Source organism: Bacillus sp. CPT56D-587-MTF (genome assembly GCF_058792335.1).
In genome coordinates, this window is record NZ_JBYTEF010000001.1 from 398,333 (window position 1) to 424,656 (window position 26,324).

Here is a 26,324-nt window from a genome sequence, read left to right on the forward strand (position 1 = left end):
TAAATTCGAATATTAATCGTAAAACGATGTGTGAATTTCAGCTTTTTATTGTGCACATGCTAAGGAAAAGGAGTTGAAAGCAGCTATGCCACAGCAAAAAAACTTTATAACAATGCCTGCGCAACATCAAAATAAGCAGCCAGGTATTGAATCATTAATGAGCCCCCTTCCGCAGTTTGAAGATGCAAACTATAAAGGAAGTGAAAAGTTAAAAGGGAAGAATGTGTTAATTACGGGAGGAGATAGCGGAATTGGACGAGCAGTTTCCATCGCTTTTGCAAAAGAGGGAGCAAATGTTGCGATTGCTTATTTAGATGAGGAAGAAGATGCAAATGAGACGAAACAACGTGTTGAAAAAGAAGGTGTAAAGTGTGTATTGTTGCCGGGGGATTTGAGTAATGAACAGCATTGTAAAGATATTGTGGAAGAAACCGCCCGGCAGTTAGGTAGTTTAAATATTTTAGTGAATAACGTTGCACAGCAATATCCGCAGCAAGGGCTAGAGTATATTACAGCAGAACAGCTAGAAAAAACATTTCGTATTAATATTTTTTCTTATTTTCACGTTACGAAAGCAGCCCTTTCTCATTTGAAGAAAGGGGATGTCATTATAAATACGGCATCTATCGTTGCATATGAAGGAAATGAAACGTTAATTGATTATTCCGCAACGAAAGGAGCAATCGTAGCTTTTACAAGATCACTTTCTCAATCGTTAGTGCAAAAAGGGATTCGGGTAAATGGTGTTGCACCAGGCCCGATTTGGACACCGCTTATTCCATCGAGCTTTGATGAGAAGAAAGTCTCTCAGTTTGGGAGCAATGTTCCGATGCAACGGCCTGGTCAACCATATGAGTTAGCGCCGGCATACGTATATTTAGCATCTGGTGATTCATCCTATGTTACTGGGCAAATGATACATGTAAATGGGGGCGTTATTGTAAATGGATAGTTTTCATTTATAAGAGCAAAGTAATGTTAATTCCACTTATTATAGGGAGCGCTAGGGGGGATATAGCTGAAAAAGTTATGTTTCATCATACTATTATTTTTCATCCTACCGGTTAGTGCTTTTGCTAATACAGATCATTTAATATTAGTAAATCTTACGACGAACCAGTTGTCTTTTTTTGAAAATGGAAATTACACAAAAACATTTCCAGTAACGACTGGAAGAGATCGTACACCTACGCCTGAAGGTAATTTTTGTATTATAACTAAATTTAAAAATAAAGAATACCATCGAAAAAAAATACCTGGGGGTGCACCGAATAACCCTCTTGGTACGAGGTGGCTTGGACTAGATAAGAATGAATATGCAATTCACGGGACGAACCGGGAATGGACGATTGGAAGTAGGGAATCAAATGGCTGTATTCGTATGCATGACAGGGATATACAATGGTTATATGACCGAGTACAATTACAAACAAAAGTAATCATTTCTCGTTTTCATACGAGCCCCGAATATGAAGCGAATAAGCTTGGTTATCGCGTTGTGAGCTGGAATGGTCGAAAAATAGAAGAAGAACAAATTGGAGTACTTACGCTAGTAGACCGTGCGGATATATATTGGCAAGAACCAAATGGACAGTTAACGAAAGTGAAAACGGTATTGCCAAATGAAAGATATCCAGTGTACTCAAAACGAAAAGATGGAATATATTATATAGGAAACAATTCGTATATTATAGATGAAACAGGAGAGAAAGTTCGTTACGAGCAAATTCCTTCTTCGATTTTAAGTAATATATATAAACGGAAATACAATGTTCCGTAATGGCTACCGTATTATAGACGGTAGCTTATTTATACTTGGAGTTTAACTGCAACTATTGTATTTTGCTGAATATAATACAGTACAGATAGGGGGCGGTTATATTATGAAAAGTGAATTTGCGTTTAAAGTTTTCTTAGTAACGACCTGTTTATTTATCGTGTATTTATATGCGTTTCTCGTCTTTTCTTTTTATGTTCCATATGTTGATTTAATATTATTCTTCGGATTTATTTGGGCGTTTGTGAAAGCGAGGGAAGGAGAGAAGAGTATATATCGGCGCATTACCCTATGCGGGACGGCCGTTCTCGTTATTTTGTACTTTTTTATTAGGCATGATTTTTGGAGAGGAATGTAAAAAAAGCATACGATTAATCGTATGCTTTTATCAGGCTGTGGAGAAAGTCTTCTCCACAGCCTGTTTTTGTGTCTGAACCTCTTTTTATGTGTCAACACTGATAAAAAAGAGGAAAAGGAGAGATTTTTTATGATGGGTGCTTTAAAAAATCATCGTGATGAGCGTGTATCTGTTTCTGTAGAAGAGTTGGTTCCACAAGATCATTTCCTTCGTGCAATTGAAGCGACAATTAGTTTTGATTTTATTGAAGAGAAGTTACGCCCTTATTACTGTGAAAACAATGGACGCCCGTCCATTCATCCTATTGTTTTATTTAAGATGATGTTTATTGGATATTTTTACGGTATTCGTTCTGAGCGTCAATTGGAAAAGGAAATTAAAACGAATATTGCCTACCGTTGGTTTTTAGGGTTTTCTCTATCGGATACTATTCCGGATCACTCTACAATCAGTTGGAATCGTCGTACTCGTTTTATTCATACAAATATTTTCGAAGAAATTTTTGATGAGATTGTGAGACAAGCGACGGAGCACCGGATGGTAGGAGGACGTGCACTGATGACAGATTCTACACATATTAAGGCCAATGCCAATAAAAATAAATTTGTACATAAATATAAAAAAGAAAAAGCAAAGTTTTATATAGACGAGCTAGAAGGGTTCTGGTGCAAAAAAGCGAAATGATTTGAAAATGCTCTTTCAAACTTGGCAATACTGGTGCTATTACTAAAAAAAGGTGTGTGATCAGTATGGAAAAAGAAAATATATTCAAATGGAAACAGTATCAGCCTGATATCATTGTATTAACCGTACGTTGGTACCTGCGGTACAACTTAAGTCTTCGTGATTTAGTGGAAATGATGGAGGAAAGAGGATTATTCTTAGTACATACAACAATTATGCGATGGGTGCATCAATATGGACCAGAATTAAATGAGCGTATTCGAAAACATTTGAAACCAACCAATGATTCTTGGCGTGTGGATGAAACATACATCAAAATCAAAGGAGAGAAAATGTACTTATATCGCGCGATTGATTCTGAAGGAAACACGATTGATTTTTATTTAAGTCGTAAAAGAGATGCGAAGGCTGCCAAACGTTTTCTAAAGAAAGCCTTGGCTTCTGTTCATGCCACAAAACCTCGTTCGATAACTGCTGATGGCGATAAAGCCTATCCTGTTGCAGTACGTGAACTAAAGGAAGAAAAGTGTATACCACACGGTATACCACTTCGTGTAAAAAAATACTTAAACAATATCATTGAGCAAGATCATCGGTTTATCAAAAAACGGATTCGGAATATGCTAGGATTGAAATCATTCCCTACAGCTATAAAAATGATTACTGGAATAGAAGCTATGCATATGATCAAAAAAGGACAAACTCTCCAAGGGGAGAAGTCTGTCCAAAAGCAGATATATCTTATCAATGAACTCTTTGGTTTAACAGCATAAAGTTCCATTCCGTTAGGAATCTTCTATTCTTTTTTCACATTCCACTATTGTTGCACCAGAACCAATTTGTTTCATATCCATAAAAATTCCCCCTTACTATAAATTCTCTTTTATAGAACCGGTTCCGCAATAAGTTAAAATAAAAAACAGGGAAATGATGTTGAAAATCCTGTTTTTAAAATGTGGAACCGGTTTTAATTTTATTATAGAGCGCCTTTATATTTTGTCAACGCTTTCTTGGATTTTTAATGTATAACGGGAGTGTAATATTTTTGGTATAGTTTTGTTTTCAACAAGCTGTGAAAGAGAAGTGGCAGCAAGCTTTCCAGCATACTCATAGTCAAACGCAATTGTCGTTAAACTAGGGTGTACCATTTCTGAAATATCATATCCACCGAATCCTGTTACAGAAATATCACCTGGTACAGAAAGAGAGTGGGAGTGAATGACTTTCATTGCGCCAAGAGCGATGTTATCTGTAGCACATACGATAAGAGTTGGGCAATTATTATCTAAAATATGTTGTACTTGTTTCATGGCATCTTCTATGCGGAAAGTTGTTTCGTAATATGAAACGTTGCAAGTCGGTTCTAAATTTTCAATTGCTTTTTGAAAACCATTTTTTCGATTTATTCCAACAGAAATATCATCTTTTTCTATCCCTAAATAGGCAATATGTCGATGGCCTTGCGATAAAACGTATGCCCCTAACTCATAAGCTGCATCATAATCATCGTGAACGAGGCAATATTGATCTTTATATTCTTGCCCGACGAATAAAATAGGGATGTTTGAATTAGCCATAATTTTTTGATGTTCATTCGTCAATGTTTTTGTTAATAAAATAATGCCAGCTACCTTTTGTTTTATAAAGTTTTCAATTGCTTGTATTTCAGTTCCGGTTGTTTGATTTGCATTTGCTACAAGCATTTGATAGTTATTTTCCTGTAATGTTTTATCGATCCCGATAAGTGTTTTCATTGTAGCGAAGGAGTCTAATCGGGGGATGATGACACCAATTAAATTTGTTGTTTTTGCTTTTAAACTTTGAGCAAATGTATTAGGAGAGAAATTTGTTTCTTGAATAATACCTTCGATTTTAAGTTTTGTTTTATCACTTACATATCCGCCGTTTAAGTAACGAGAGACTGTGCTTTTTGCAACTCCAGCCAATTTGGCGATATCTGCAATTGTTTTAGCCATAGTATTTCACCTTCGTATTCATAAAAATGTTAACTTTATTATAGGGAGAATTAGAGATGACGTAAACAAGAAGAGGGAAAGAAAAGACCACCTCACGTATATGAGGTGGAATAATTGTTAATATCTAGGCTTAAATGTATGACAACAAGTCTCTACACTCGTTGCTACAGAACTTTCTAGCGTCTCGTTTGTTAAAACAGCAGCTGTATATGAATCATTTTCAGTTTGACCAGTTTCATCTGCATCAGGCTGAACGATGATCGCACTTGCTTGACAAAAGTTACCTTGTCCCCAAAAAGAACAGTTGGAAACAGAACATCTTACTTCTGGCATAAAACCCCCTCCTTATACATTAGTGTGGGATTTTACGCCCATTTCATGTGTAGAAGGAGTTTCCTTTTCTAATTACTTTTTCGTTTGTTCAAGCCATTCTTTTAATTTGTCTTTCGGCTGTTCACCGCTAATACGACTCACTTCTTTGCCATCTTTAAAATGAATGATTGTTGGTGTACCTTGAATTTTATATTCATCCCAAGGAGCATCTAATTTTTCAATATCCATAACTTTCATATCAACGTTCAAGTCTTTAGCCATTGGCACTACGACAGGAGATAATTTTTGGCAATGAACGCAAGATGTTTGATAAAAGTATACTGTTTCTTCTTTTTTCTCTTTTAAGTTCTTTTGAAGATCTGAAAGAGAAATTTTATTTGTGTAGTAGTCAGGACCATCTGTTTGACTACCAGTAGCATTATCAATTTTTTGGCTAGTTGAAGCGTTTTTTTCTTCCATTTGTGTTACAGCGAAAATTGCCGCAAACAAGGCGATAATAATACCACCAAATATAAGCATTTTTTTCATTCTTTCATCTCCTTATTTGTTTTTGATGACAATAAAGCTACAAACAGCGATTGTAATAAAGCCGATAAGTGCTAAAAACGGGATTGTCACAAAACCGAACCAGTTTATGTATTCTCCCGTACATGGTACACGTCCACAAGCTGCCCCAGCAGCTGAAAATGCTGCGACTTTTTGAATTGCATAGTGATATAAAGAAATACAAGCACCAATAGTTGCGATTGGTAAAGAATAACTTGCAATGCGATAATCTTTCTTTGCTACAGCGATACCAAGCCATAAAACGAATGGATACATAAAAATACGTTGATACCAACAAAGAACACAAGGCTCAAATTTCATGATTTCGGAAAAGTACAGACTTCCTAGTGTAGCGATAAAAGAAGCTCCCCATGCGGTAAGTAAAGCATATTCTTGCTTTTTTTCTCGTCCCATATTTTATACCTCTCTTGTATGTTTAAGTTAGGTTTTTAGGAAAGGGATTTACCTATAAACCCAAGGGTATTTTAACTATTGTAAGATACTCTTACTTGTAGATAGAGTGTTGCCGTTCACCTCCCTGAATCGTTGTATTCGTCTTGGAGACTGGTACCTCTATCTAATAAGTAGTTTACGAATGAGTTGGATGTTGCTGACCGTTGGTCATTCTTCGTATCTCTAACAAGGCAGTAACGCTTATTAGATTAGAGGATGTACAACTATCTTATAGCTATAAAATAAGGAGTGAACCTCATGTACTATGTCGGAATTGATATTGCCAAATTTAAACACTATGCTTCCATCATTGATCAAACAGGAAAAGCACTAACTAGACCCATTTCGTTTCAAAATCATACGGATGGTGGAAATAAACTTTTAGCCTGGATACATCAATACGTGGATAACCCTACCGATGTATTAATTGGAATGGAGGCAACCGGACACTATTGGCTAGCCCTCTATTCGTTTCTTTTAGAAAAAGGGTTTTCAGTCATTGTATTAAATCCTCTTCAAACCAATGCTTGGAGAAAGGGAACAGAAATTCGAAAGCGTAAAACAGATTCCATTGATGCAACCTTAATTGCAGACGTAATTCGCTTTGGAAGATTTACAGAAACCGCTTTAGCTGATGAAACAATGCTGGCATTAAAACAACTAAGTCGTTTCAGATATTCGCTTGTACATAGCGTGAGTGATTTAAAACGAAAAGCCATTGTGGTATTAGATCAAACATTTCCGGAATACCATACGGTATTCTCTGATATTTTTGGAAAAACATCCTCCGAAATTTTAATGGAATATACCACTCCCAGCGATTTTGAAAATGTCTCAATTGAACAACTAACTGAACTTATGGAAAAAGCTAGTCGGAAAAGAATTGGCGAAAATAAGGCGAAACAACTCCTACAAATCGCGTCCCAGTCCTTTGGTGTAAGATTTTGTAAAGATGCTTTTTCATTTCAATTAAAAATGTTACTCGAACAAATCAAATTTATTGAAGAGCAAATTAAGCATTGTGAACACCAGATGGGAGAGTATTTAGTTGAACTGGACACCCCTATCACAACCATACCTGGGATTGGCCCCATTTTAGGTGCCACAATTCTAAGTGAAATTGGTAATATTCATCGTTTTGATAAACCAGCTAAGCTTGTTGCCTATGCAGGAATTGATGCTTCCATTTCACAATCTGGGCAATATGAAGCATCAAAAGGTAGCATGTCTAAACGTGGCTCTTCACACTTACGACGTGCCTTATTTCAAGCTGCCATATCCGCCTATCGATGTGACCCAGTGTTACAAGCGTTTTATAAAAAAAAGAAAGCACAAGGAAAGCATTATTATGTTTGTATTGGCGCAGTAGCTAGGAAATTGTGTTACATTATTTATGCCATTTTAAAAAGTAATAAACCATATGAAATTCCACCACATATAGAATAAGTTATATACCACTCTCTATTTTTTCAGCCTTTCGATAAAGGCTTATTTCCTATGCTTTTTAAATTGAATACCCATATTTTCACTTTAATTTACAGTTGACTTTTCATAGTTGGTCTTATAATAGTTACATACTAAATTATAGTATGAAGTAGTATGGAAAAGAAAGAAAAAATATGTTTATCAATAAAAGTTTTATAAGGAGAAACTTTTATTGATATAAACATTTTAAAAAAGCGCCATTCTCCGGAAGAGAATAGCGCTATATTTTACATTTGAATTTGTTCTACTTCTTCTACATGCGACTTTTGGGATGCGTGGTCAATATATTGAAATAGGAGCTGCAATTGTTTATCAACTTCTGGAAGTTCTTTACTGTATTGATAAGCGTGTAAAAAATGCTCAATACGTTTAGAAAATAATTGATCGTTCGTTTGAACCATGAGAACGAGTAATTTATCCCAATTACAGCAATACGTGTAATAGAGAGCTTTATCATAGTCGTTATATGTTTGCACTGTGTACCCTCCTTACCGAGAGTTATATATAGTGTGTGATAAGTAAGGGGAAATACACTTGAAAGAATTTGTTAAGAAAAAAAGTGAATGAAAAGAAAAAACGAGGAGTTTCCTCGTTTTTTAAGCTTTTGGCATTGGCGTAGGTGTTGGTTTGCCATAGCCTTCTTTGTATTTATTATCGATATAGTTACGAATTTCAAGCGTTGATTTTCCTTTTTGTTTCATGGAAGCAGATTCAACTGCGATTTCTAGGCAATTGACGCAAGTCGTTGCATGGGAGTCCCAAACAACTTCACCATTCTTTTTAATTTCACGAATAAAGCAGTTTTTATTATTTTTATGTCCTACACTTTCACCGCAACCACAATAGCATGGAATCCAATCTAATAGTTCTGCATTTTGTCCAGCGACAGTGTAGATATCTTTCATTTGTGGATCAAGCTTGTCTAGGAAGGTAGGAAGTGTGTCGACTCCTTTTGTTTTCTCTTGAATGTCAGCTTGCTGAGTGTGCGATGCGTGGTCATGTTCTTCTTTTTTTGATTCAGAAGATTTTTGGTCATTTGTACTAGTACTTCCGCATCCAGCAAGAATTAAGCTTAGTACTGCAAGTAAAGAAAATACATACTTTTTCATTCGCTTGTCCCCTTTATAAATGTATTAATCAAATTGTATCAGACTAAGGGACACCTAGGGAGAAGTTTTTTTTGAACGATTTTTGAAGTACCATCTTAGTGAATGAAACAAAAATAAAATTGGGATATAAGCGTATACAATATATAAACCCGCTTGAGATAGTACGGTATTTAATGTGTTGATACTTTCACGGTTTGTGAAAAGTAGAGAAGCTGAAAATATGATGAAAATAAAAAACGGTAATGTAAATTTAAATGAAATATGAAAGGAACGCTTCATCGTTTGACATGATGACCAAATGGTTAAGCAGAGGTTTGGTAAAATAATTAAAAACCAAACGAAAATAATAATATATTCAAAGCGCTGGATAAAAGGAACTTTAATTATTTTTAACATCGTTAAAGTAGGCCAAATAGTACGGTTTAATTGTCCCTCGCTGTAATACATAAAAGATACGATAGCTAAAACTACATAAATTAAGGTGCTAAAAGCAATTCCAGCATGGGCCCATCGCTTTAAAGATTTTCCTTTTTCAATAAAGGGATAAAAGATAAGAATTGTTTCAAACCCCAGAAATTCCAATGCGGATTGTTTTGCAGATATAAGCATGTCAAAAGGTGAATGTGTAAAAATAGGTAAAATATTACGAAAATGAGCATATTTCATTGGATAGATTAAAAAGAATACAACGAAAATAGGAAGAACAATACCCCAAAAACATATCCCTGTCACAGAACGGAAGCCACCTTTTATAATGTAGTAAGTGACTAATAAAAACATAAGCGTAAGTTTCCATAACTTAATGGTAGGGAAAATCCAAACTTGTATCACTTCCATATACGTACGAAGAACCGTAAGGCAAAATAATAAGCAATAAAGAGTGAAAATTACAGAAAATATAGAGCCAACCCATTTTCCAAAGGTTGTTGTATGAATGCTAATTAAATCTCCGTCTTTTTCAAGCATTTTTAACATACAAAACAGCACAATATGAGTTGCAATTCCCGCAATAATAAGAGAAATCCAGGCATCATAACCATCGTTTTTTAAAATTACACGTTGATATCCGAGAATTCCTATACCAATCTGGAGAGAATGCAATAAAATAAATGCAAAATATGGAGAGACTGTCTTTGTTTTATTCATTGTATTCATTGCTTATTTCACCTCACTATTCTCCGATTCCAGATTGTACAATATTAAGATCTAAATTTACATCCACCGCTACATTTTTATACATATTTCGAATTTGTGTTATATTCCATTTTCTCGTATGGCTTCTAATTTCATCTCGTATTCCTAAAGGATCAATTTCCTTTTCTTGAAATTGTTTTATTAGATCTTCACAGTCTTTTTCAACATTTCGTTCAATTTGTTTTTTTATATAGTTGATATTTGTTTCTTTTCTTAAATCAATCCAATTAGGAGAGTTTTTAATTAATCCATTTAATTTTAAATGGATTTTTACTTTTGGTATGTCGCCAGTTTGATCTATATTATACTTATTTTCCCCAGCTAAGTTTTGTATAACAACCATACCTTTATGTTTATCCTTTTTTATCGCTGCTTCGTAACGTCCATTTTTCGTAGGATTAATAAGTAATTTTGCTAAAACAGAATGTCTTTTGTCCGTATACATGACGACTTTATCGCCTTTTAAAAAGGCAAGCCCTTTGACAGCGACAGAATGATTATCGTCCATTTTAATATAAGGAACATAGGCATCACATACGGAAGAGTAATAATTATATAAAAAAATGTTTAATTCGGTTTGTGGAATGTTTTCATTTCTTATATTTTGTTCGAGTAAATCAGCAATATATAAAGACCCATTTTTTTTTCCGTAATTTAAAAGCTCTTCAGCTGATCCATCTACAATTGCTAGTTGTACATCACGCCCGATATTTGGGTCACGTTGTAAGTTAGTAATAATCTCTCCCATTCCGCGTTCTCCTAGAGCTTTTCCAAATAGGACGACACGCATTTGACCTACAACGACATTGTGAGGAGATTTTGCATTTAATCGTGAAGCGATTGTCTCAAGTGAACGGGCAGATGTTGATTGCGTTTCTGGTTTAGACTTTACACCATGTGTGTACTCTGGGAATAGAATAGTTCCTTGGAATCTTTTGTTTTTTGTGATGTCAAATCCAGCGATATGAATGATACGCTGCGTATCCACTATATAGGTTTGTGTACAGCCAGTTTGTAAAATGAAGAAGATAATGATAATAAGGTGCAATAAAAATTTTTTCATTCATTCTCACCATCACGTTTTTGCTTCGCTTTGTTTGGATTATAGCGCCATTTTGATTTTGGTCTAAGAAAAGAAGGTCTTTGAGCTGTTTGACTAAATGGTAATCGAAGAAAACCTTCTGCTGTACCTAAACCACGAAATGGATATAAAGGTAATAAATAAGGTGATCCAAGTGATTTTAATTTAATTAAATGAGCTAAAATAAATACAAATCCGACAATAAGACCTAATCCTCCGAATGCACCGGCTAAAAGAATAAGTGGAAAGCGTAATAACCGGATAGTAGAAGACATCTTTACGGTCGGTGTTGTGAAAGATGCAAGAGCGGATAAAGCAACTGCAATTAATAAAATTGTACTAGTCAAAGCTGCCTCCACGGATGCTTGGCCAATTACAATCCCCCCAACAATACCAATCGTTTGTCCGACTTTTGTCGGTAAACGCGCTCCAGCTTCACGAAGCAATTCAATTGTAATTTCTAAAAAGAGTGCTTCTAGAATGGGAGGGAAAGGTACGTTAGCTCTCGAGAAAATAATAGGACCTAGTAAATCAGCTGGAATCATTTGATAATGATATGTTAAAGCCGCTGTATAAATAGCGGAGGAAAAAAGAGAAAATATAGCTCCGAAAAAACGAATAATACGAAAGAACGATCCAATCATCCACGGTAAATAATAATCTTCTGGTGAAATGAAAAAATCCAGTAGCGTTGTTGGTCCTGATAAAGCATATGGAGAGCCATCTGTTAAAATTAAAACTTCCCCGTTAATTAATGCAAATACAGCTCGATCTAATCGTTCTGTAGGTAATAGAACTGGAAAAGGTGAATTGCTATTATCACTAATAAATTGCTCAATCATAGTTGAATCAAATGGGACATCAAAGTCAATGTCTTCTAGCCGTTGAATTGCGGTGTTGATGAATTGTTCATTTGTAACTCCTTCTATATAAGCAACTGCTACTTTCGTTTTTGACATAGATCCGACGGTAACTTCTTTAAAAATGAGTTGCTCCGTTACGATATTTCGGCGTAATAAGTGTATATTTGTATCAAGGTTTTCAACGAAACCGATTTTAGGCCCGATTACGCTATACTCATTTTCTGTATCGTTATATAATCGTGTTCCTAAAACAGTACTTTCGGCACGAATTAAAGCATATTGATCAGGATTCGAATTGTTTTTTAAGCGTATTAAAATATATCCACCTAATAATTTCTCACGAATATCATCAATAGAAGGGGAGATAATAATGTCTTCAATAGAGACGATATTACATAAATCAGAGATGTTTTGGATTTGTTCCGATTCCTTTTTTAGAGGAGTTAAAATGAATTGTTTAATAATAAGTGCTTCCACGACAGATCTATAATAAAACAAGCACAATGTTTCATTTTCAAGTACGTTATGAGAAACAAAGTCGCTTGATTCTTTCATGGTTTGTATAAATTCTGGAATAGAACAAAGTGTTTTTGTATTAGTCTTTTTTGATTTTTTAGATGATAAACCGAACATTTTCTCACCCCTAACATATATCATTTACTTGTGTTAGTTTTTGGGAAAGACGGGAATTTATACTTAAAAATTGAAAGTTCATAAAGAAAAGGAAGAGTGGTGAATGCCTCTTCCTTTTTAGCATTTTAATTTGTTTTTTGTTCTTTAATAGACTTCACTAATTTCATCATTTCCGCTCGTATATCTTCTCTTTTTACATTTAATTTTTCGGCAATTTGTTTAATGTCCATTCCATCTTTTTTCATCTTTAATACATCATCAAGAGGAGTATTGCTTTTTTGAGAGATGATTGTTAACACAGTAAGATGACGCAATTTGATGTTATATTCTTTCATTTTTTGCTTTAGCTGATCCGGTGTGGATTTTTGCATAGTTGCTAACTGTTGTAGCAGTGCTTGCTTTGTTTCTTTATTCATATGATGCTTTTTCAGCTTACTTGGATCTATACCGAAATGCTCGGCTGTTTTCTCCCAAGATTTATTTTGCTTATAGTAAGCTAAAACATCTTGTATTTCTTTATTACTAATTCTTGCAATATGAGCAGCTTTCCAAATTTCATGTTTGTTATAGCCGAGTTTTTCTAGCGATTGTATTTCTTCATCTGAAATTGGTTTATGGTGATGCATTGTTACTTCTTTTGGGGTGGCAGCGGAAGCGGGGAAGATAATTGCTCCGCATAATAATGCTGCCATAGTCATACTTACCGCGATTTTTTTGTACATGTAAACTCCTCCTAGATGGATAATGTAGAAAACTGTACACATATCATTTCCATAAAATGTGAAATATTTGTGAACAAGTTAAGTTTTTTTATTCACAGCATGGAATGACGTTTTTAGAAGTTTTCCAACATAAAACATTGATTAATAGTAAAAAACTAAGGTATAATCGAAATTGAAAATCAATATCAATACTAATGATAAACTTATACATATAGATAAAAATAAGGGAGAGATAAATATGACTACATATACTTCCATCGCTAATGTGATTAAAGAAAGACGCTCTGTTCGTACATTTACAGACAAAGCAGTAGAAAAAGATTTATTAATTGAACTATTAAACGATGCAACATGGGCACCTAATCATAAGCACCGTGAACCATGGAATTGTAAACTATACATCGGAGAAGGCCGCAAGAAATTAGTAGATGCGGTATTAAACTCTTTCACGGAAGAAGAAAGAGCGAAACGCGGTAAAATTTTATCAGATCGTTTTTTAAGCACGCCTGCACAAATCGTTGTATATATAAATGAAGATCCACGTCAAATTCAACGTGATGAAGATTACGCTGCAACATGTGCATTTATGCAAAACTTCCAACTTCTTGCTTGGGAACGTGGATTAGGTTGCGTTTGGAAATCAGGCGGATTAAACTACAATCCATTATTTATAGAAGGAATCGGTTTAACAAGAGGCCAACGTATCGTTGGAATTCTTCATATCGGCTATTTCGATAAAGCACCAGAAGGAAAAGCTCGTACTCCGATTACGGAGAAGATGGAGATTATCGAAGGTTAAATAGGTGAGGCATCCTTGTTAAAAACAAGGATGTTTTTTGTTTTTGAGAAGACTATGAAATAGCAATCTAGCTATGTTGATAATTTTTGAGAATAAAGGTTTATTTGTTATATTTTTTATGTAGAGAAGCTACTCTTTTATATGATAATCATAAATATGTAATTAATTTAAATAGGCGTAGGGAGAATAAATACAAACAAGCACATTCCTCAATTAGGATGCGCTTGTTTGTATTTATTCATCAATTTGTTTAATATCAGTTCTATATATGGAAGAGATGTTATGCATTTCCTGTAATTCATTACATGATTTAGCATTTAGGAGATAAAAGTCCTTTTTTGATATAGATTTTTTAAAAAGCTCCTCATATGCTAGTTCGATATTGCAGAGAAGAGGACGTTCTTCATAAATTTTACATGACCGATTGTCAATATCATAATGGATACAACAGCCATCACCTCTGTTTAAATGAGATAGGGAGTCAATACCTTGTATGTTTTGACAACAGATTCCACATTGGGTACAAGGAAAAGTTATCATAATATGAATGACTCTTCACTTAGCATAAATGAATTGAACTCATCTTGATTTTTAAATTTAAACGAGACGTTTAAATTTTCGGCAAGTTGATGAATAGTCGCTTCTATATTTTCACCTGTATGAATCGTTTGTTTAACCAATCCAGTTACGTGTTCTATTTTTGCACCAGTTTCTTGATAAAAGTTACAAATACGTTCTTCTTCTTGTTTAATGTAATCTATAAGGACTTTACTTAATTCTTCAGCTCTTTTTCGTTCCTCAATTGTTAATTCCAATTCTTGTTGAGCACGAGTGAATGCTCCATAAAGTTGTTTCATTCCTAGCATAGCGACGGTAGCGCCGACAGCTGCACCGACAGGACCGAGAAGCATTGCTCCTGCTGCGCTGAATACAATTCCAGAAAAAGTAGTAACAGCGTTTTCACCAACTATTTCTAAAAATTCTTCAATAGATAATTTTCCTTTTATGAGTTGGTAGGAGCTTTCCGTTAGTCGAACAGCTGAAGAAGCAAGAGCTGCTGCTACGTTTCCTTTCATCATCACACTATCTTTACCAATAAATTTAATGCCATGAGCAATGCCTGCAACAGCAGCGCTTTTTCCAGCTTGTTTGCCACTATCTTTTCCTACTTGTATAAATCCATCTTTTATTTGCTTTTCGCTTTTACAAATCTCAACAGTTTGTTGTACAAGTGATACTCCGCCACCTACACATGCCCCTGCTAAAGCACCATTCATCATAGAAGAGAATGTTCCTTCAGCAAATGTATATATTTTTTCTTTTAGTGCGTATGTTTGTGGTTGATTTGTAGCTTTTAAAGCTTCCTCATATGTAGTGCCACCACTTGTAATGTTGTTTGCTTCTAGTTTTCCGTTTATGTGAGGAGCTGCTTGTTCGTAGTCTTTTGCATAAATACTTTGGGAATTTGCACGTTTCTCAACTAATTCTTTTACTTTATCAGCTTTTTCACTGTTAACTAAACGATCCATATCCCCATACTTTTCGCTCGATACCATTCTTGCTAGTGATGCAGCTTTAGCACCAGACTTTGCTTGTACTTCTTTAATTAATGTATCACCATCTTTGATTAAGATATCAGCCGCGGCATGTGGATCTCCTAAAGAGTCTGTTGTAAAAGCACGCAAACTTTCACCTTTTAAGGCTGCGTCTTTATTAAATTTGGTTGCTTCAATAATTTCAAAAAGCCGTCCTTGTGTGATATTGGGTGAACAGTTCATATATTGTTTTGCTACTTTGGTTAGTGTATCCATTCCAGCAAATGTTTCAATAGTAGCATTTCCATAGCGCTCAATTTGCTCAGCTACAATTTGAGTTGCGAGAATATCTAGATTTTTCTTCATATGCAATTACCTAGTACATGTGTTTAATTGATTTTTCTGTGGTTTTAAGAATATTTTCCAAGGTTTTGGATCGGTTGCCACCTTCATCAATAACAGGTGTATCTAATAATTTTTTCAAAATAATTGCAAGTTCAGCAGTATAACGGATCGCAAGTTGTTCATCATCGGAGAAGTTACGATAGTCGATACCCTTTTCATCGATGATAGAACTCATTGTTGCAATATAATCAGCAAAAAGTGTAGTTGTTTCAGTTGTTAAGTTTGATAATTTAATAGTGTACAATTTTATCTCTTTTAAGATAGAAGTGGCACTTTGTAATTTTTGCATTTCTACTGAAACTTCTTCTTTTTTTATTTTCATTTCTTCTAGCTTCTTTTTAGTGGATGCAGCAAAGATCATACTTCCTAATGCTAAAGCAGGAGCAAGAGCAATTCCACCTAGAACAGCCATGTCACCAGCCATTCCTAATCCACCAGCAGCCAGTGATCCACCACCTAAAAATGCTAACGTTGCATTGGTCGCTGCTACTCCGCTTAAAGAAGCAATAGCTGTCCCAGTTGAAGCGGCACCAAATGTTGTTGCTGCTCCGAGTGCTCCGAAAGCTGCAAGTCCACCGCCAGCAATTGCAGAAACGCCAGATTTTAATAGATCAGATGCAGCGATGACTTGTTTTTCTATTTCTTGCATGAAGTGTTTAGAATCAGAAACATCTTCTAGAGAATCAATAGTTGTTTTATCTGTAAAATCAACATTTTTTAACTTCTTGAATTCTGAAATGAATTCTTTCATTGTTCCATTAAGAATATTCAGTTTTAATTCTCCATACTTTTCAAATTGAGTATTTGTATCTTGACGTACTTGATCAAATATATTAAATACAGTTTTGTATTGCTTATCCATCGATTGAGCAATATTCTTTGTTTCTTTCATGTTTTTGTATGAGTCATGTCCTTTTTTTCCAGCGACTGCAGTGGCAACTGCAGCACCAGCAGCAACAGCTAATGGAATAAATGGTAATGGCATTCAAATCGTTCCCTTCATGATAAAATTTTCCTATAATATAATTAAAATATTACAATATTATCGAAGGATATTACAGGTTTTTTGTGAAAAACAAGAAATGTTAGATTGATTTAACATAAAATTCTATATGTATGTTTGAAATATAGAAAGATTGAATTGGGTAGGAATCATGTATTAATCTGTAAGGTATAACAAATATGAAATTCCAAAAATATTTATAAGAAATGGACAAAAATGCTTTTTTGATCCAATTAGAAAGAAATGAGTTTTAATTACTCCTGAAGAAATAGTAAGGTAACAAGGTATTCAGTTTGTAATTAAAGATAGCAAGTTCCAACTGAGTATATTGAGGTTAAAGTACTGATGTCTTATTTTAAGAAAGGTTTAAAAGGAAGTATTTAATTTGCATGATATTTTTGGAAATAGTTATGAAGATATAGAAAATGATCTTAAACAATTAAATGAACCAAATCTAATTATTTTAAAATAAAGTATAAATGATGTGGAAGATGTATTAAGAGAAGTTGTTAGAGAGTGTAAATTATCACGGAGATTAGCTAGGCTTAAAAATAATTAATAGGGTTTTGAATGCGTAATACTAAATAATGGGGTAATATTGTGAAGTGAATTTATAACAAAAAGGTACTGTCGTCCTAATAGGCTTCAGTACCTTTTTGTTATAAGACATTCTTCCTTTTTCATATGGTTTATAAATAAAAGAAGGGGAGAAGAGAACATGCAGCTTAGTAATATTCGCTTAGAGTTGGTGAAAATACAAAGCATCGTCCCTATTTATGCTGAACATGTTTCAAAAAGTGCTGTGAAGAAACTAGTTCGAGCTTTGGAACAAGGAAGTATGTTAAGTAGTAGCATCATAGTTGAAAAAGATAAGTTTGAGGATAAATATTGGCTTGTGTCAGGGTTTCCAGAATATATAGCTTATCTCGAGATTGATGATGCAAACCTACAATATAATACAGTCTATTGCGTTGTACAGCCTTATTCTAATGAGACAGAACAAAGGTTGAAGTTGTTACAGAGAATGTTCCATCACCAAGTTACCAAATGGATAGATAAACACATATTAATCAGTCAAATGGTTTATGATGAAAAAAGCATAGATACAATTTCGAAAAAATTAGGGGTCAATAAATCTGATATTAAAAGATATTTCATTCACCCTGATATTCCAATAAGTGTTATTGAAAAGGCTTATCAAAACAGTGGTAGCTTTATTAATTTAGAACAGATTCGAAAGTTGAAATTACATTCATTTTTGAAAGATAGATTGTACGAAAAAGTGGTGCTGCCACAAAGACACATTGATCGTTTAACAACGGACAAATTACAAAAGCTCAAGTGGGTTTTAAAAGAGAAAAATTTTTATGACTTAAAGCGTGAGGATCAATGGGATTTGATACAGCAAGCTTTAAATTACAAAGGAACATTACAGAGCAGTTGGAGTCGAGAAATTCAAAAAAGATTAAAGCATAATGCAAGAAGTAACTACATTATAAGAATGAATTGTAATAATACAAATCATTCTTCAGAGCATAAACATTAGGAACAATTTAGTGAGGTTTTATATATTTTGAAACAGGATAACAACAATTGAGTATAGAAAATGTATTTAGATATTATGCAGGAATTTAAATGGAAATAACGAGGATTATATAATGAAAGATACTATCAAATGATTGGAGTAAAAGGATGACAATTCTTCAGGACTATGGGCAAATGCCACCGCTGTATCGTTTTATTTATTATAAAGTAAGATTTTATGACGGAAAGGATATACACAAATTTGTATCCAAGATGATAAAGGACATCGAGAAGAAATTTATCAACAACTCATGTTAAGTGGAGATGCGAAGGTTAAATGGAAGAATGAAGCGGAGTTATTTAAACTCGTAGTAAAACATTATCCGGACGCAATTTTCCAGTATAGAGCAGATTGACTTGATAAATAGTCTCTTGATGTGTATATTTCTAGTTTGAAAATTGCTATTGAATTTCAAGGACAATAACATTATGAGCCTGTTGAATTTTTTGGAGGAGAAGATGCTTTTCTATATCGCCAAAAACTCGATGCATTAAAAAAAGAAAAATGTAAGGGAAATAAAGTTAAATTGATTGAATGGCATTATCAGGATGTGATATCCATGACAAATTTGAAACGAAAGATTAATCAATAAGAGAGGTAGGCTACCTGTTTCATAAACTAAAGAGGAGAATTTTAATTGAAGAATTTTTGAAAGTATGAAAAGGGTAAAGAATTTACATATTGAATAAATAGGACGATGTAGTATAAACCATCATCTTATTTAATCGTTTTTATTTTATATAATGTCAATACTAAAACTAATAAATTAATTAGACAAGTAGCTGAATATCCTTCTGATTTATAAATAGGTGATGAATGATGGGGATATTAAATCTTTAAATTGAATAAATGAAGTAACTACGTTTATTTTTCATGAAAGCTTGTTCTTCATCATACACTTTCTTAAGGGAAAGTGTAAGGAGGGAAAATAATGAGAGCAAGTGATGATAAAGCACTGCAATATGCGATTGCGGAAATTACGGAAATTGCGACTGGATTTGGGCTTGATTTTTATCCGATGCGTTATGAAATATGTCCAGCGGAAATTATTTATACATTTGGTGCATATGGGATGCCGACAAGGTTTTCACATTGGAGTTTTGGAAAACAATTTTTCAGAATGAAATTACAATACGATTTAGGACTTAGTAAAATATACGAACTCGTTATTAACTCTGATCCATGTTACGCCTTTTTATTAGATACGAACTCTTTAATTCAAAACAAATTAATTGTAGCGCACGTTTTAGCACACTGTGATTTCTTCAAAAATAATATTCGTTTTTCAAATACGAAGCGAGACATGGTGGAGAGTATGGCGGCAACAGCGGACCGTGTGAAAGCGTATGAGCATAAGTACGGAAAGGCAGAGGTAGAAACATTTTTAGATGCCGTACTTGCCATTCAAGAGCATATTGATCCGTCGCTTATGCGTCCGAAGCTCGCATGGAGTATTGATGATTTAGAAGATGAAGAAGTAGAAAAGAAAAAGGTGTCGCAATACGATGATTTATGGAATTTAGATAATCGCAATAAAAAGCAGGAACGTTCTAATGTGCGTAAAAAGAAGAAAATTCCACCACAACCAGAGAAAGATTTACTGCTCTTTATTGAAGAATATAGCCGTGAGTTAGAAGATTGGCAGCGTGATATATTAACGATGATGCGCGAAGAAATGTTATATTTTTGGCCACAGCTTGAAACGAAAATCATGAACGAAGGCTGGGCATCCTACTGGCATCAACGCATACTTCGTGAAATGGACTTAACCTCTGATGAAGCAATTGAATTTGCGAAATTAAATGCAGGTGTTGTACAGCCATCAAAAACAAGTATTAATCCATACTACCTCGGTATTAAAATCTTTGAAGATATTGAAGAACGGTACAATAATCCGACTGAAGAAATGAAACGACGAGGCGTAAAACCAGGATCTGGCCGTGACAAAATGTTTGAAGTACGCGAAATTGAATGGGACGTATCGTTCCTAAGAAACTACTTAAATAAAGATCTTGTTATGCGAGAAGATATGTACTTATTCCAGCGCCAAGGAAAAGAATATAAAGTAATAGATAAAGAATGGGAGAATGTGCGTGATCAACTCGTAAATATGCGGACAAATGGTGGGTTCCCGTACTTAGTGGTAGAAGATGGAGACTACTTAAAGAACGGAGAATTATACATTAAACATAGTTACGAAGGAATCGAGCTCGATTTAAAATACTTAGAAAAAGTATTACCATATCTTCATCAGCTATGGGGAAGAACGGTGCATATGGAGTCGATTGTGGAGAGTAAGGGCGTTGTGTTTTCTTATGATGGGAAGATGGTGCATCGGAAGTATGTGTGAGGGGAAGAACGGACATAGGATACTGTGTCCGTTCTTTTTATTTGGAACAAAGTTAAATATGCTATTCTTGAAAAAAGGGAGTTACATAGAGAAATGGAGTGATTTAAATGAGCAAAGTAGGGATATGTAAGGTTGATATTACGCCGCCTGTAGGTATTGATTTTGTCGGATATCATAGAGAGACAGGCATAAATAATGTTGAAGAACGTATTTACGGGACAGTTTTTGTATTTGAAAAAGATGAAATGAAGACTGTGTTTATAAGTATTGATAATATTGGGATGCTAGTAGAAGATACGAATATGATTCGTGAGCGAGTAGCAAGTAGGCTTCATGTGCCATTTGAGCGAATAACGGTTGTTTATACTCATACGCATTCCGGTCCAGAGACAGTCGGTGATAATCCGCTAGTGCAGTCGTATAAAACGATTTTAGTAAATAATGTAGTGCATGGTGCTATTACTGCGAATAACAACTTGAAGCTATGTGAAGTTGGCTGGGGTGTTACGACAGGTGATATTGGGGTAAATCGAAGAGAGAGAACATGTGATGGAAGAGCGAAGATGGGAACAAATATAGATGGTGTTGTAGATAAGCGAATTGGTATGTTAGCAATAAGAGATGCTGAAACGAAGGAGTTATCTGGGATTTTAGTATTTGGTACTGCGCATCCTAATGTTTTAAAAGGTGATAGTGATGAATTATCAGCGGATTATCCTGGAATGACGAGAGAGATTTTAGAGCAGATAGTGAACTGCCCTGTTATTATCGTTCAAGGTGCCGCTGGAAATGTGAATGCGAAGTACCGCGGTTCAAGTGAAGCGTTAAAACAAATGGCCTATTTACTTAGTGGACATGTATTAATGATGTTGCCAACAGTTACATATAGCTCAATTGTAAATTTAAGGACAGTTTCGAGTATGATGCAAATGAAGTTGAAGGATATTCCTGAATTTGATGAGATACGAAGCATGGCTCGATTAGCCGAGAAGCAGTGGGGCGTGAATACGGATGAATGGCTTACTATCGTTTTAGAGAAATATGAGCAAGGTATTCGGCGGTTAAGTATTGATTTAGAAGTGCAGTTATTTCAAGTTAATGATGGTATGTTTTCAGGTTTACCGATGGAACCTTTTTCGGAAACGGCATTAGAAGTGAAAGAGAATCTTCAAAATGAATTAGCTTTCTTTGGTGGATATACGAATGGATATATTGGTTATTTACCAACGAAGGAAGAATTCTTATACGGTGGGTATGAAGTGGAATTAAGCCCTGTTGTGTATGGATCGGTTACGAATTTATTGATACCACCGGAGGAGAATACTGCGGAGTTGGTTGTGAAGAGAGTTATGGAATTATATAACGCGTAAAAAATATATTTAGTAGAATAAAATTTAAAGAAATTAATGATTTTTAATACATCTGTAGAAAACGAATCCATTTTGAAGAAGATGAATCAAAATGGATTCGTTTTTTGTTTACCAGACAGGTCGTATATTTGATGATAATTTCTCTGTATTTTCTTTAGTAACGAATGTTGTTAAATCCTCTTTCAGTATTTGCATTCGTTCTATACCTATGTTTTCAATCCATCGCTGTTCTATTTCAGCTACTATTTCTTCTTTTACTTTCATTACTGACAAACCACGTTCGGTTAAAACGATGATTTTACCTCTTTTATCAGTAGGGTGTGTTTTGCGTGTAACGTAGCCATTACTCTCAAGAGAATCCACCATTTTACTTACAGCTTGTTTGGAAATCCCCAAATACTCAGCTAGCTCTATACCAGTTGCCCCATTAGGAAGGATGCGTTTGAACATAAAACCATGTGCTGGCCTAATATCTTCAAATCCTAATTCACTTAATTTGTCATGTAGCTCAGTGATTAATGTGCTAAATGATAATGATAAAAGCGATGTAAGATCTAACTCGTTAAATGTTTGATCCATGTATATAACCTCCGCGCTTGTAGTCAATTAAGTTGACTATATGTAATGTCTATTGTACTATACATAATATAGTCAATCAAATTGACTATATTATGTCGGTAGAACAAATAATGATTTATATAATATAGAATCAATGGAGGTTTCACATGGTTAATATCGTGAAAATTAGAGGGAGTGTATTTGCACCGTATGCATCGCTGGAACCTATTAAGGACCCTGCAACAGGAAGAGTGTTTGAATATGCTGGAGATGCACGTGAGTTTACACCACAAGCTGTGAACACAAAGCGTTCAAGATTAGAACAAGAAGTGAATATTGATTTTTATAAAAGAGAAATTTTCACATATGCAGATGCTTGTATCGTCACCGTGAAGATTACAAATTCAGATGGCTCAATTGAGTATCAAAAGGGAGAAACAAGTACAGAAAACATTGTATGTACAAATATTGTATGGAGTGAAGATGAAGTTTCATTTGAAATGAGAGCAAGTGCAAGTAATCCTTTAAACGCAGCAGCACCTGCAGCTGATTATTTTTTGACTATACGTGCTAATGAAAGTGGCACTGTGAATATTGAAGGTGTACATGATGGTTTCCCTTGCTATGAATTTTATAAACAAGTAGATTTTGGTTCGTTTGAATTGATATACACACATGATTTCAGAAAAACGGATGATACCCCAGCAGCACTAGCTGGAGAGATGGAATATAGCTTTAAAACGACAGTCTAAACATAAATATAGCGCTATTTTTTAGAAGGAAATAGAAAAGTAAAAGAGAAATCTATTGGTTTTAGGATTGAAATTATGGTCTGTTTTATTTAATAAGCATTCAGCATCTAAAATAAAATTATAGAGGTGTTTCTTATGACTAATATCGTGAAAATTAGAGCCAGTGTATTTATTCCAATGTCTTGGACTGAGGCTAAGAAGGATATGGAAACAGAAAAAGTAATTCAATTCGAAGGTGATTCACGTGAATTCACACCGTATGCGGTAAATGCGATGCACTCTAGAGTTGAGCAAGAGGTAGTAGTTGATTTCTATAAAGAAGAAGTGTTTTCATATGCGAACACGGGTATTACGACCGAGAAGATTACAAGTCCAGATGGTTCTGTGAGTAAAAGAACAGGGAAAGCAAGTACAGAAAATATTGTGTGCACTGATATCACATGGAATTCTGAAGGTGTGCAATTCAAAATGAGTGCGAGTGCAAGTAATCCATTAAATGTATATGCACCTCCTGTGGATTATGTATTAAATGTATGTGTGAAACAGGATGGTAGTATTGATATTCAAGGGGAGCATGATGGATTCCCTTGTTTTGAATTTTATAAGCAAGTAGATTTCGGTTCATTTGAAAAAATATATACACATGATTTTAGAGAAACTGGTGATACAGCGGCAGCCCTAGGCGGGAACATGGAGTATAGTTTTACAAAGAGATTATAGGAAGTATGATAATAGAACGATGGATTGATTCATTCGTAAAGAACTTGGAAATATCTAAGTTCTTTTTTTGTTTCAAATTTGTGAAAGACATATTGATTGAAATTAAATTTTTTATAATTTATTATATACCCGTACAGGTATAGGTTTTATATGTGTGATATATGAGGGAATTAAATAATAAATAGTATGGAGGTTTGACATATGTCTAGAAAAATTATAGTAGTAGGCGGAGTTGCTGGCGGGGCATCAGTAGCTGCAAGGCTTCGTCGTTTAAGTGAGGAAGATGAAATTATTATGGTTGAACGCGGTGAATACATTTCGTTCGCAAACTGTGGATTGCCATATTATATTGGCGGTGTCATTACAGAAAGACAAAAGTTATTAGTACAAACTGTTGAAAGGATGTCAAAACGTTTTAATTTAGATATACGTGTATTGAGTGAAGTTGTAAAGATTAATAAAGAAGAGAAAACAATTACGATAAAGAATGTAACTACAGATGAAACATATAACGAGGAATATGATGTTTTGATTCTTTCACCAGGGGCGAAACCAATTGTTCCACCTATTCCGGGCATTGAAGAAGCGAAGGCGTTGTTTACGTTACGAAATGTACCTGATACAGATCGTATAAAAGCGTATATTGATGAGAAGAAACCACGTCATGCGACGGTTATTGGTGGAGGATTTATTGGAGTGGAAATGGTTGAGAATTTAAGAGAACGCGGGATTGAGGTTACTCTTGTAGAGATGGCAAATCAAGTGATGCCACCAATTGATTACGAAATGGCGGCATATGTACATGAGCATATGAAGGTGCACAATGTTGAGCTTGTTTTTGAAGATGGTGTAGATGCGTTAGAAGAGAATGGGACTGTTGTACGTTTAAAAAGTGGCTCAGTTATAAAAACAGATATGATTATTTTAGCAATTGGTGTACAACCAGAGAGTAGTTTAGCGAAAGATGCAGGATTATCATTAGGAGTTAAAGGAACGATAAAGGTAAATGAGAAATTTCAAACATCTGACCCATATGTATATGCAATTGGTGATGCGATTGAAGTGAAAGATTTTGTTACAGAAACAGAAACGATGATTCCTTTAGCGTGGCCCGCTAATCGTCAAGGTCGTATGTTAGCAGATATTATTCATGGCCATACGGAGTCTTTATATAAAGGTACGATGGGAACTTCTGTGGCTAAAGTTTTTGATTTAACAGTTGCTTCGACTGGAGTAAATGAGAAAATATTAAAACGATTAAATATACCCTATGAGGTAGTACATGTACAGGCAAATTCTCATGCAGGATACTATCCAAATGCTACGCCAGTGCTAATAAAATTAATTTTTAATAAAGATAGCGGAAAAATTTACGGAGCACAGGCTTTAGGGCGTGATGGAGTAGATAAGCGTATCGATGTTATTGCAACGGCAATGAAGGCAAATTTAACTGTAATCGATTTACCAGATTTAGAATTATCATATGCCCCGCCGTATTCTTCTGCAAAAGATCCAGTAAACATGGTGGGGTATGCCGCAAGTAATATAGTAGATGGTTTTGTGGAAACGGTACAATGGCATGAAATAGATCGTATTGTTGACAATGGTGGATATCTTATAGATGTTCGGGAGCCCAATGAACTAAAACAAGGAATGATTAAAGGCTCTATTAATATTCCGTTAGATGAATTACGTGATAGATTGGATGAAGTGCCAATGGACAAAGAAATATATATCACTTGTCAACTTGGTATGAGAGGGTATGTTGCAGCGCGTATGTTAATGGAAAAGGGATATAAGGTAAAGAATGTAGATGGTGGTTTTAAATTGTATGGGACAGTATTGCCAGAACGTGTTGTATATTGATATTTTTCATTTTCTATTTCAAGATTTAGTGGAAGATGAAAACCTATAGATTAAGGTTTTACTTTTTGTTTTGCGAACATATAAGGCGAAAAATAAAAATAGAGGTTTACAAAATACCCTATAGGGTATAATATATTGTCATAGGTTATAAATAGTGACATAATGGT

26 protein-coding genes and 1 pseudogene are annotated in these 26,324 nt (G+C 34.6%); 13 read left to right on the forward strand and 14 right to left on the reverse strand.

Features of this window, described 5'->3' with window-relative positions; all coding sequences use genetic code 11:
* Positions 1-85: 85 nt before the first annotated feature.
* From AC3WVZ_RS02075 to AC3WVZ_RS02095, 5 genes and pseudogenes are all read left to right on the forward strand, one after another.
* Complete coding sequence (locus AC3WVZ_RS02075) at positions 86-952, forward strand: SDR family oxidoreductase (protein ID WP_001136261.1); 867 nt, start codon at positions 86-88, stop codon at positions 950-952.
* A gap of 66 nt (positions 953-1,018) precedes the next feature.
* Entirely contained in the window at positions 1,019-1,780 is a 762-nt protein-coding gene (locus AC3WVZ_RS02080) for a L,D-transpeptidase (protein WP_025709928.1), read from the forward strand.
* A 103-nt stretch (positions 1,781-1,883) separates the two neighbouring features.
* Complete coding sequence (locus AC3WVZ_RS02085) at positions 1,884-2,135, forward strand: hypothetical protein (protein ID WP_233935943.1); 252 nt, start codon at positions 1,884-1,886, stop codon at positions 2,133-2,135.
* Positions 2,136-2,264: 129 nt separating this feature from the next.
* Positions 2,265-2,792, forward strand: a pseudogene (locus AC3WVZ_RS02090) (transposase); the annotation flags it as partial.
* A 92-nt stretch (positions 2,793-2,884) separates the two neighbouring features.
* Positions 2,885-3,592: an IS6 family transposase gene (locus tag AC3WVZ_RS02095; RefSeq protein WP_100910607.1), complete on the forward strand. Its 708-nt coding sequence runs from the start codon at positions 2,885-2,887 to the stop codon at positions 3,590-3,592.
* A 216-nt stretch (positions 3,593-3,808) separates the two neighbouring features.
* Here AC3WVZ_RS02095 and AC3WVZ_RS02100 read toward each other — a convergent pair whose 3' ends face one another.
* From AC3WVZ_RS02100 to AC3WVZ_RS02115, 4 genes are all read right to left on the reverse strand, one after another.
* On the reverse strand, positions 3,809-4,795 hold the full coding sequence (locus AC3WVZ_RS02100; protein ID WP_001140401.1) for a LacI family DNA-binding transcriptional regulator: 987 nt from the start codon (positions 4,793-4,795) through the stop codon (positions 3,809-3,811).
* 117 nt (positions 4,796-4,912) lie between these two features.
* On the reverse strand, positions 4,913-5,128 hold the full coding sequence (locus AC3WVZ_RS02105) for a DUF1540 domain-containing protein (protein ID WP_001115482.1): 216 nt from the start codon (positions 5,126-5,128) through the stop codon (positions 4,913-4,915).
* Positions 5,129-5,200: 72 nt separating this feature from the next.
* Positions 5,201-5,656 (reverse strand): thioredoxin family protein, encoded by a 456-nt coding sequence (locus AC3WVZ_RS02110; protein WP_000738435.1) that lies wholly within the window; start codon positions 5,654-5,656, stop codon positions 5,201-5,203.
* Positions 5,657-5,668: 12 nt separating this feature from the next.
* The gene (locus tag AC3WVZ_RS02115; RefSeq protein WP_000532265.1) at positions 5,669-6,088 is read right to left on the reverse strand and encodes a disulfide formation protein C; all 420 of its coding nucleotides are present in this window, start codon (positions 6,086-6,088) and stop codon (positions 5,669-5,671) included.
* Positions 6,089-6,385: 297 nt separating this feature from the next.
* On the opposite strand from AC3WVZ_RS02115, the gene AC3WVZ_RS02120 reads away from it, so the two are divergent.
* The gene (locus tag AC3WVZ_RS02120; RefSeq protein ID WP_078187060.1) at positions 6,386-7,573 is read left to right on the forward strand and encodes an IS110 family RNA-guided transposase; all 1,188 of its coding nucleotides are present in this window, start codon (positions 6,386-6,388) and stop codon (positions 7,571-7,573) included.
* A 266-nt stretch (positions 7,574-7,839) separates the two neighbouring features.
* On the opposite strand, the gene AC3WVZ_RS02125 is transcribed toward AC3WVZ_RS02120, so the two are convergent.
* The 6 genes from AC3WVZ_RS02125 to AC3WVZ_RS02150 form a co-directional block, all read right to left on the reverse strand.
* Positions 7,840-8,088 (reverse strand): YhdB family protein, encoded by a 249-nt coding sequence (locus AC3WVZ_RS02125; RefSeq protein ID WP_001195459.1) that lies wholly within the window; start codon positions 8,086-8,088, stop codon positions 7,840-7,842.
* A 120-nt stretch (positions 8,089-8,208) separates the two neighbouring features.
* Positions 8,209-8,721: a PCYCGC domain-containing protein gene (locus AC3WVZ_RS02130; protein ID WP_000761036.1), complete on the reverse strand. Its 513-nt coding sequence runs from the start codon at positions 8,719-8,721 to the stop codon at positions 8,209-8,211.
* Positions 8,722-8,775: 54 nt separating this feature from the next.
* Positions 8,776-9,876 carry a GerAB/ArcD/ProY family transporter gene (locus AC3WVZ_RS02135; protein WP_233935944.1) on the reverse strand — a complete coding sequence of 367 codons (1,101 nt, stop codon included), beginning with the start codon at positions 9,874-9,876 and terminating at the stop codon, positions 8,776-8,778.
* A 16-nt stretch (positions 9,877-9,892) separates the two neighbouring features.
* Positions 9,893-10,978, reverse strand: a complete 1,086-nt coding sequence (locus tag AC3WVZ_RS02140) for a Ger(x)C family spore germination protein (protein ID WP_000714134.1) — start codon at positions 10,976-10,978, stop codon at positions 9,893-9,895.
* Positions 10,975-12,492 carry a spore germination protein gene (locus tag AC3WVZ_RS02145; protein ID WP_000467485.1) on the reverse strand — a complete coding sequence of 506 codons (1,518 nt, stop codon included), beginning with the start codon at positions 12,490-12,492 and terminating at the stop codon, positions 10,975-10,977. The genes AC3WVZ_RS02140 and AC3WVZ_RS02145 overlap by 4 nt, the downstream gene beginning before the upstream one ends.
* 125 nt (positions 12,493-12,617) lie before the next feature.
* Positions 12,618-13,214, reverse strand: coding sequence for a hypothetical protein (locus AC3WVZ_RS02150; RefSeq protein ID WP_000276979.1), 597 nt, complete (start codon positions 13,212-13,214; stop codon positions 12,618-12,620).
* A 238-nt stretch (positions 13,215-13,452) separates the two neighbouring features.
* Between AC3WVZ_RS02150 and AC3WVZ_RS02155 the strand changes: the two genes are divergently transcribed.
* Positions 13,453-14,013 (forward strand): nitroreductase family protein, encoded by a 561-nt coding sequence (locus AC3WVZ_RS02155; RefSeq protein ID WP_000214819.1) that lies wholly within the window; start codon positions 13,453-13,455, stop codon positions 14,011-14,013.
* Between the two features lie 234 nt (positions 14,014-14,247).
* Here AC3WVZ_RS02155 and AC3WVZ_RS02160 read toward each other — a convergent pair whose 3' ends face one another.
* Genes AC3WVZ_RS02160 through AC3WVZ_RS02170 form a run of 3 tightly spaced genes read right to left on the reverse strand, consistent with a single transcriptional unit; the run spans position 14,248 to position 16,938 of the window.
* The gene (locus AC3WVZ_RS02160; RefSeq protein ID WP_000627670.1) at positions 14,248-14,553 is read right to left on the reverse strand and encodes a YkgJ family cysteine cluster protein; all 306 of its coding nucleotides are present in this window, start codon (positions 14,551-14,553) and stop codon (positions 14,248-14,250) included.
* Positions 14,550-15,914, reverse strand: a complete 1,365-nt coding sequence (locus AC3WVZ_RS02165) for a hypothetical protein (RefSeq protein ID WP_000739847.1) — start codon at positions 15,912-15,914, stop codon at positions 14,550-14,552. Before AC3WVZ_RS02165 ends, AC3WVZ_RS02160 begins: the two co-directional genes overlap by 4 nt.
* 10 nt (positions 15,915-15,924) lie before the next feature.
* Complete coding sequence (locus tag AC3WVZ_RS02170) at positions 15,925-16,938, reverse strand: hypothetical protein (RefSeq protein WP_233935946.1); 1,014 nt, start codon at positions 16,936-16,938, stop codon at positions 15,925-15,927.
* Positions 16,939-17,674: 736 nt separating this feature from the next.
* Here AC3WVZ_RS02170 and AC3WVZ_RS02175 point away from each other — a divergent pair.
* The 3 genes from AC3WVZ_RS02175 to AC3WVZ_RS02185 all read left to right on the forward strand — a co-directional run bounded on the left by AC3WVZ_RS02175 (position 17,675) and on the right by AC3WVZ_RS02185 (position 22,261).
* The gene (locus AC3WVZ_RS02175; protein ID WP_001177271.1) at positions 17,675-18,502 is read left to right on the forward strand and encodes a hypothetical protein; all 828 of its coding nucleotides are present in this window, start codon (positions 17,675-17,677) and stop codon (positions 18,500-18,502) included.
* Between the two features lie 970 nt (positions 18,503-19,472).
* On the forward strand, positions 19,473-20,891 hold the full coding sequence (gene spoVR, locus AC3WVZ_RS02180) for a stage V sporulation protein SpoVR (RefSeq protein WP_001202693.1): 1,419 nt from the start codon (positions 19,473-19,475) through the stop codon (positions 20,889-20,891).
* A 107-nt stretch (positions 20,892-20,998) separates the two neighbouring features.
* A complete protein-coding gene (locus tag AC3WVZ_RS02185) occupies positions 20,999-22,261 on the forward strand; it encodes a neutral/alkaline non-lysosomal ceramidase N-terminal domain-containing protein (RefSeq protein ID WP_233935947.1) in 1,263 nt (420 codons plus the stop codon).
* Between the two features lie 108 nt (positions 22,262-22,369).
* Here AC3WVZ_RS02185 and AC3WVZ_RS02190 read toward each other — a convergent pair whose 3' ends face one another.
* On the reverse strand, positions 22,370-22,840 hold the full coding sequence (locus tag AC3WVZ_RS02190; RefSeq protein WP_000372891.1) for a MarR family winged helix-turn-helix transcriptional regulator: 471 nt from the start codon (positions 22,838-22,840) through the stop codon (positions 22,370-22,372).
* Between the two features lie 146 nt (positions 22,841-22,986).
* Here AC3WVZ_RS02190 and AC3WVZ_RS02195 point away from each other — a divergent pair, with 146 nt between their 5' ends.
* The 3 genes from AC3WVZ_RS02195 (at position 22,987) to cdr (ending at position 26,157) form a co-directional block, all read left to right on the forward strand.
* Positions 22,987-23,571, forward strand: coding sequence for a DUF3238 domain-containing protein (locus tag AC3WVZ_RS02195; RefSeq protein WP_000247265.1), 585 nt, complete (start codon positions 22,987-22,989; stop codon positions 23,569-23,571).
* 135 nt (positions 23,572-23,706) lie between these two features.
* Positions 23,707-24,291 (forward strand): DUF3238 domain-containing protein, encoded by a 585-nt coding sequence (locus AC3WVZ_RS02200; protein WP_233935949.1) that lies wholly within the window; start codon positions 23,707-23,709, stop codon positions 24,289-24,291.
* Between the two features lie 201 nt (positions 24,292-24,492).
* Complete coding sequence (gene cdr, locus AC3WVZ_RS02205) at positions 24,493-26,157, forward strand: CoA-disulfide reductase (protein WP_065381827.1); 1,665 nt, start codon at positions 24,493-24,495, stop codon at positions 26,155-26,157.
* Positions 26,158-26,324 lie beyond the last annotated feature (167 nt).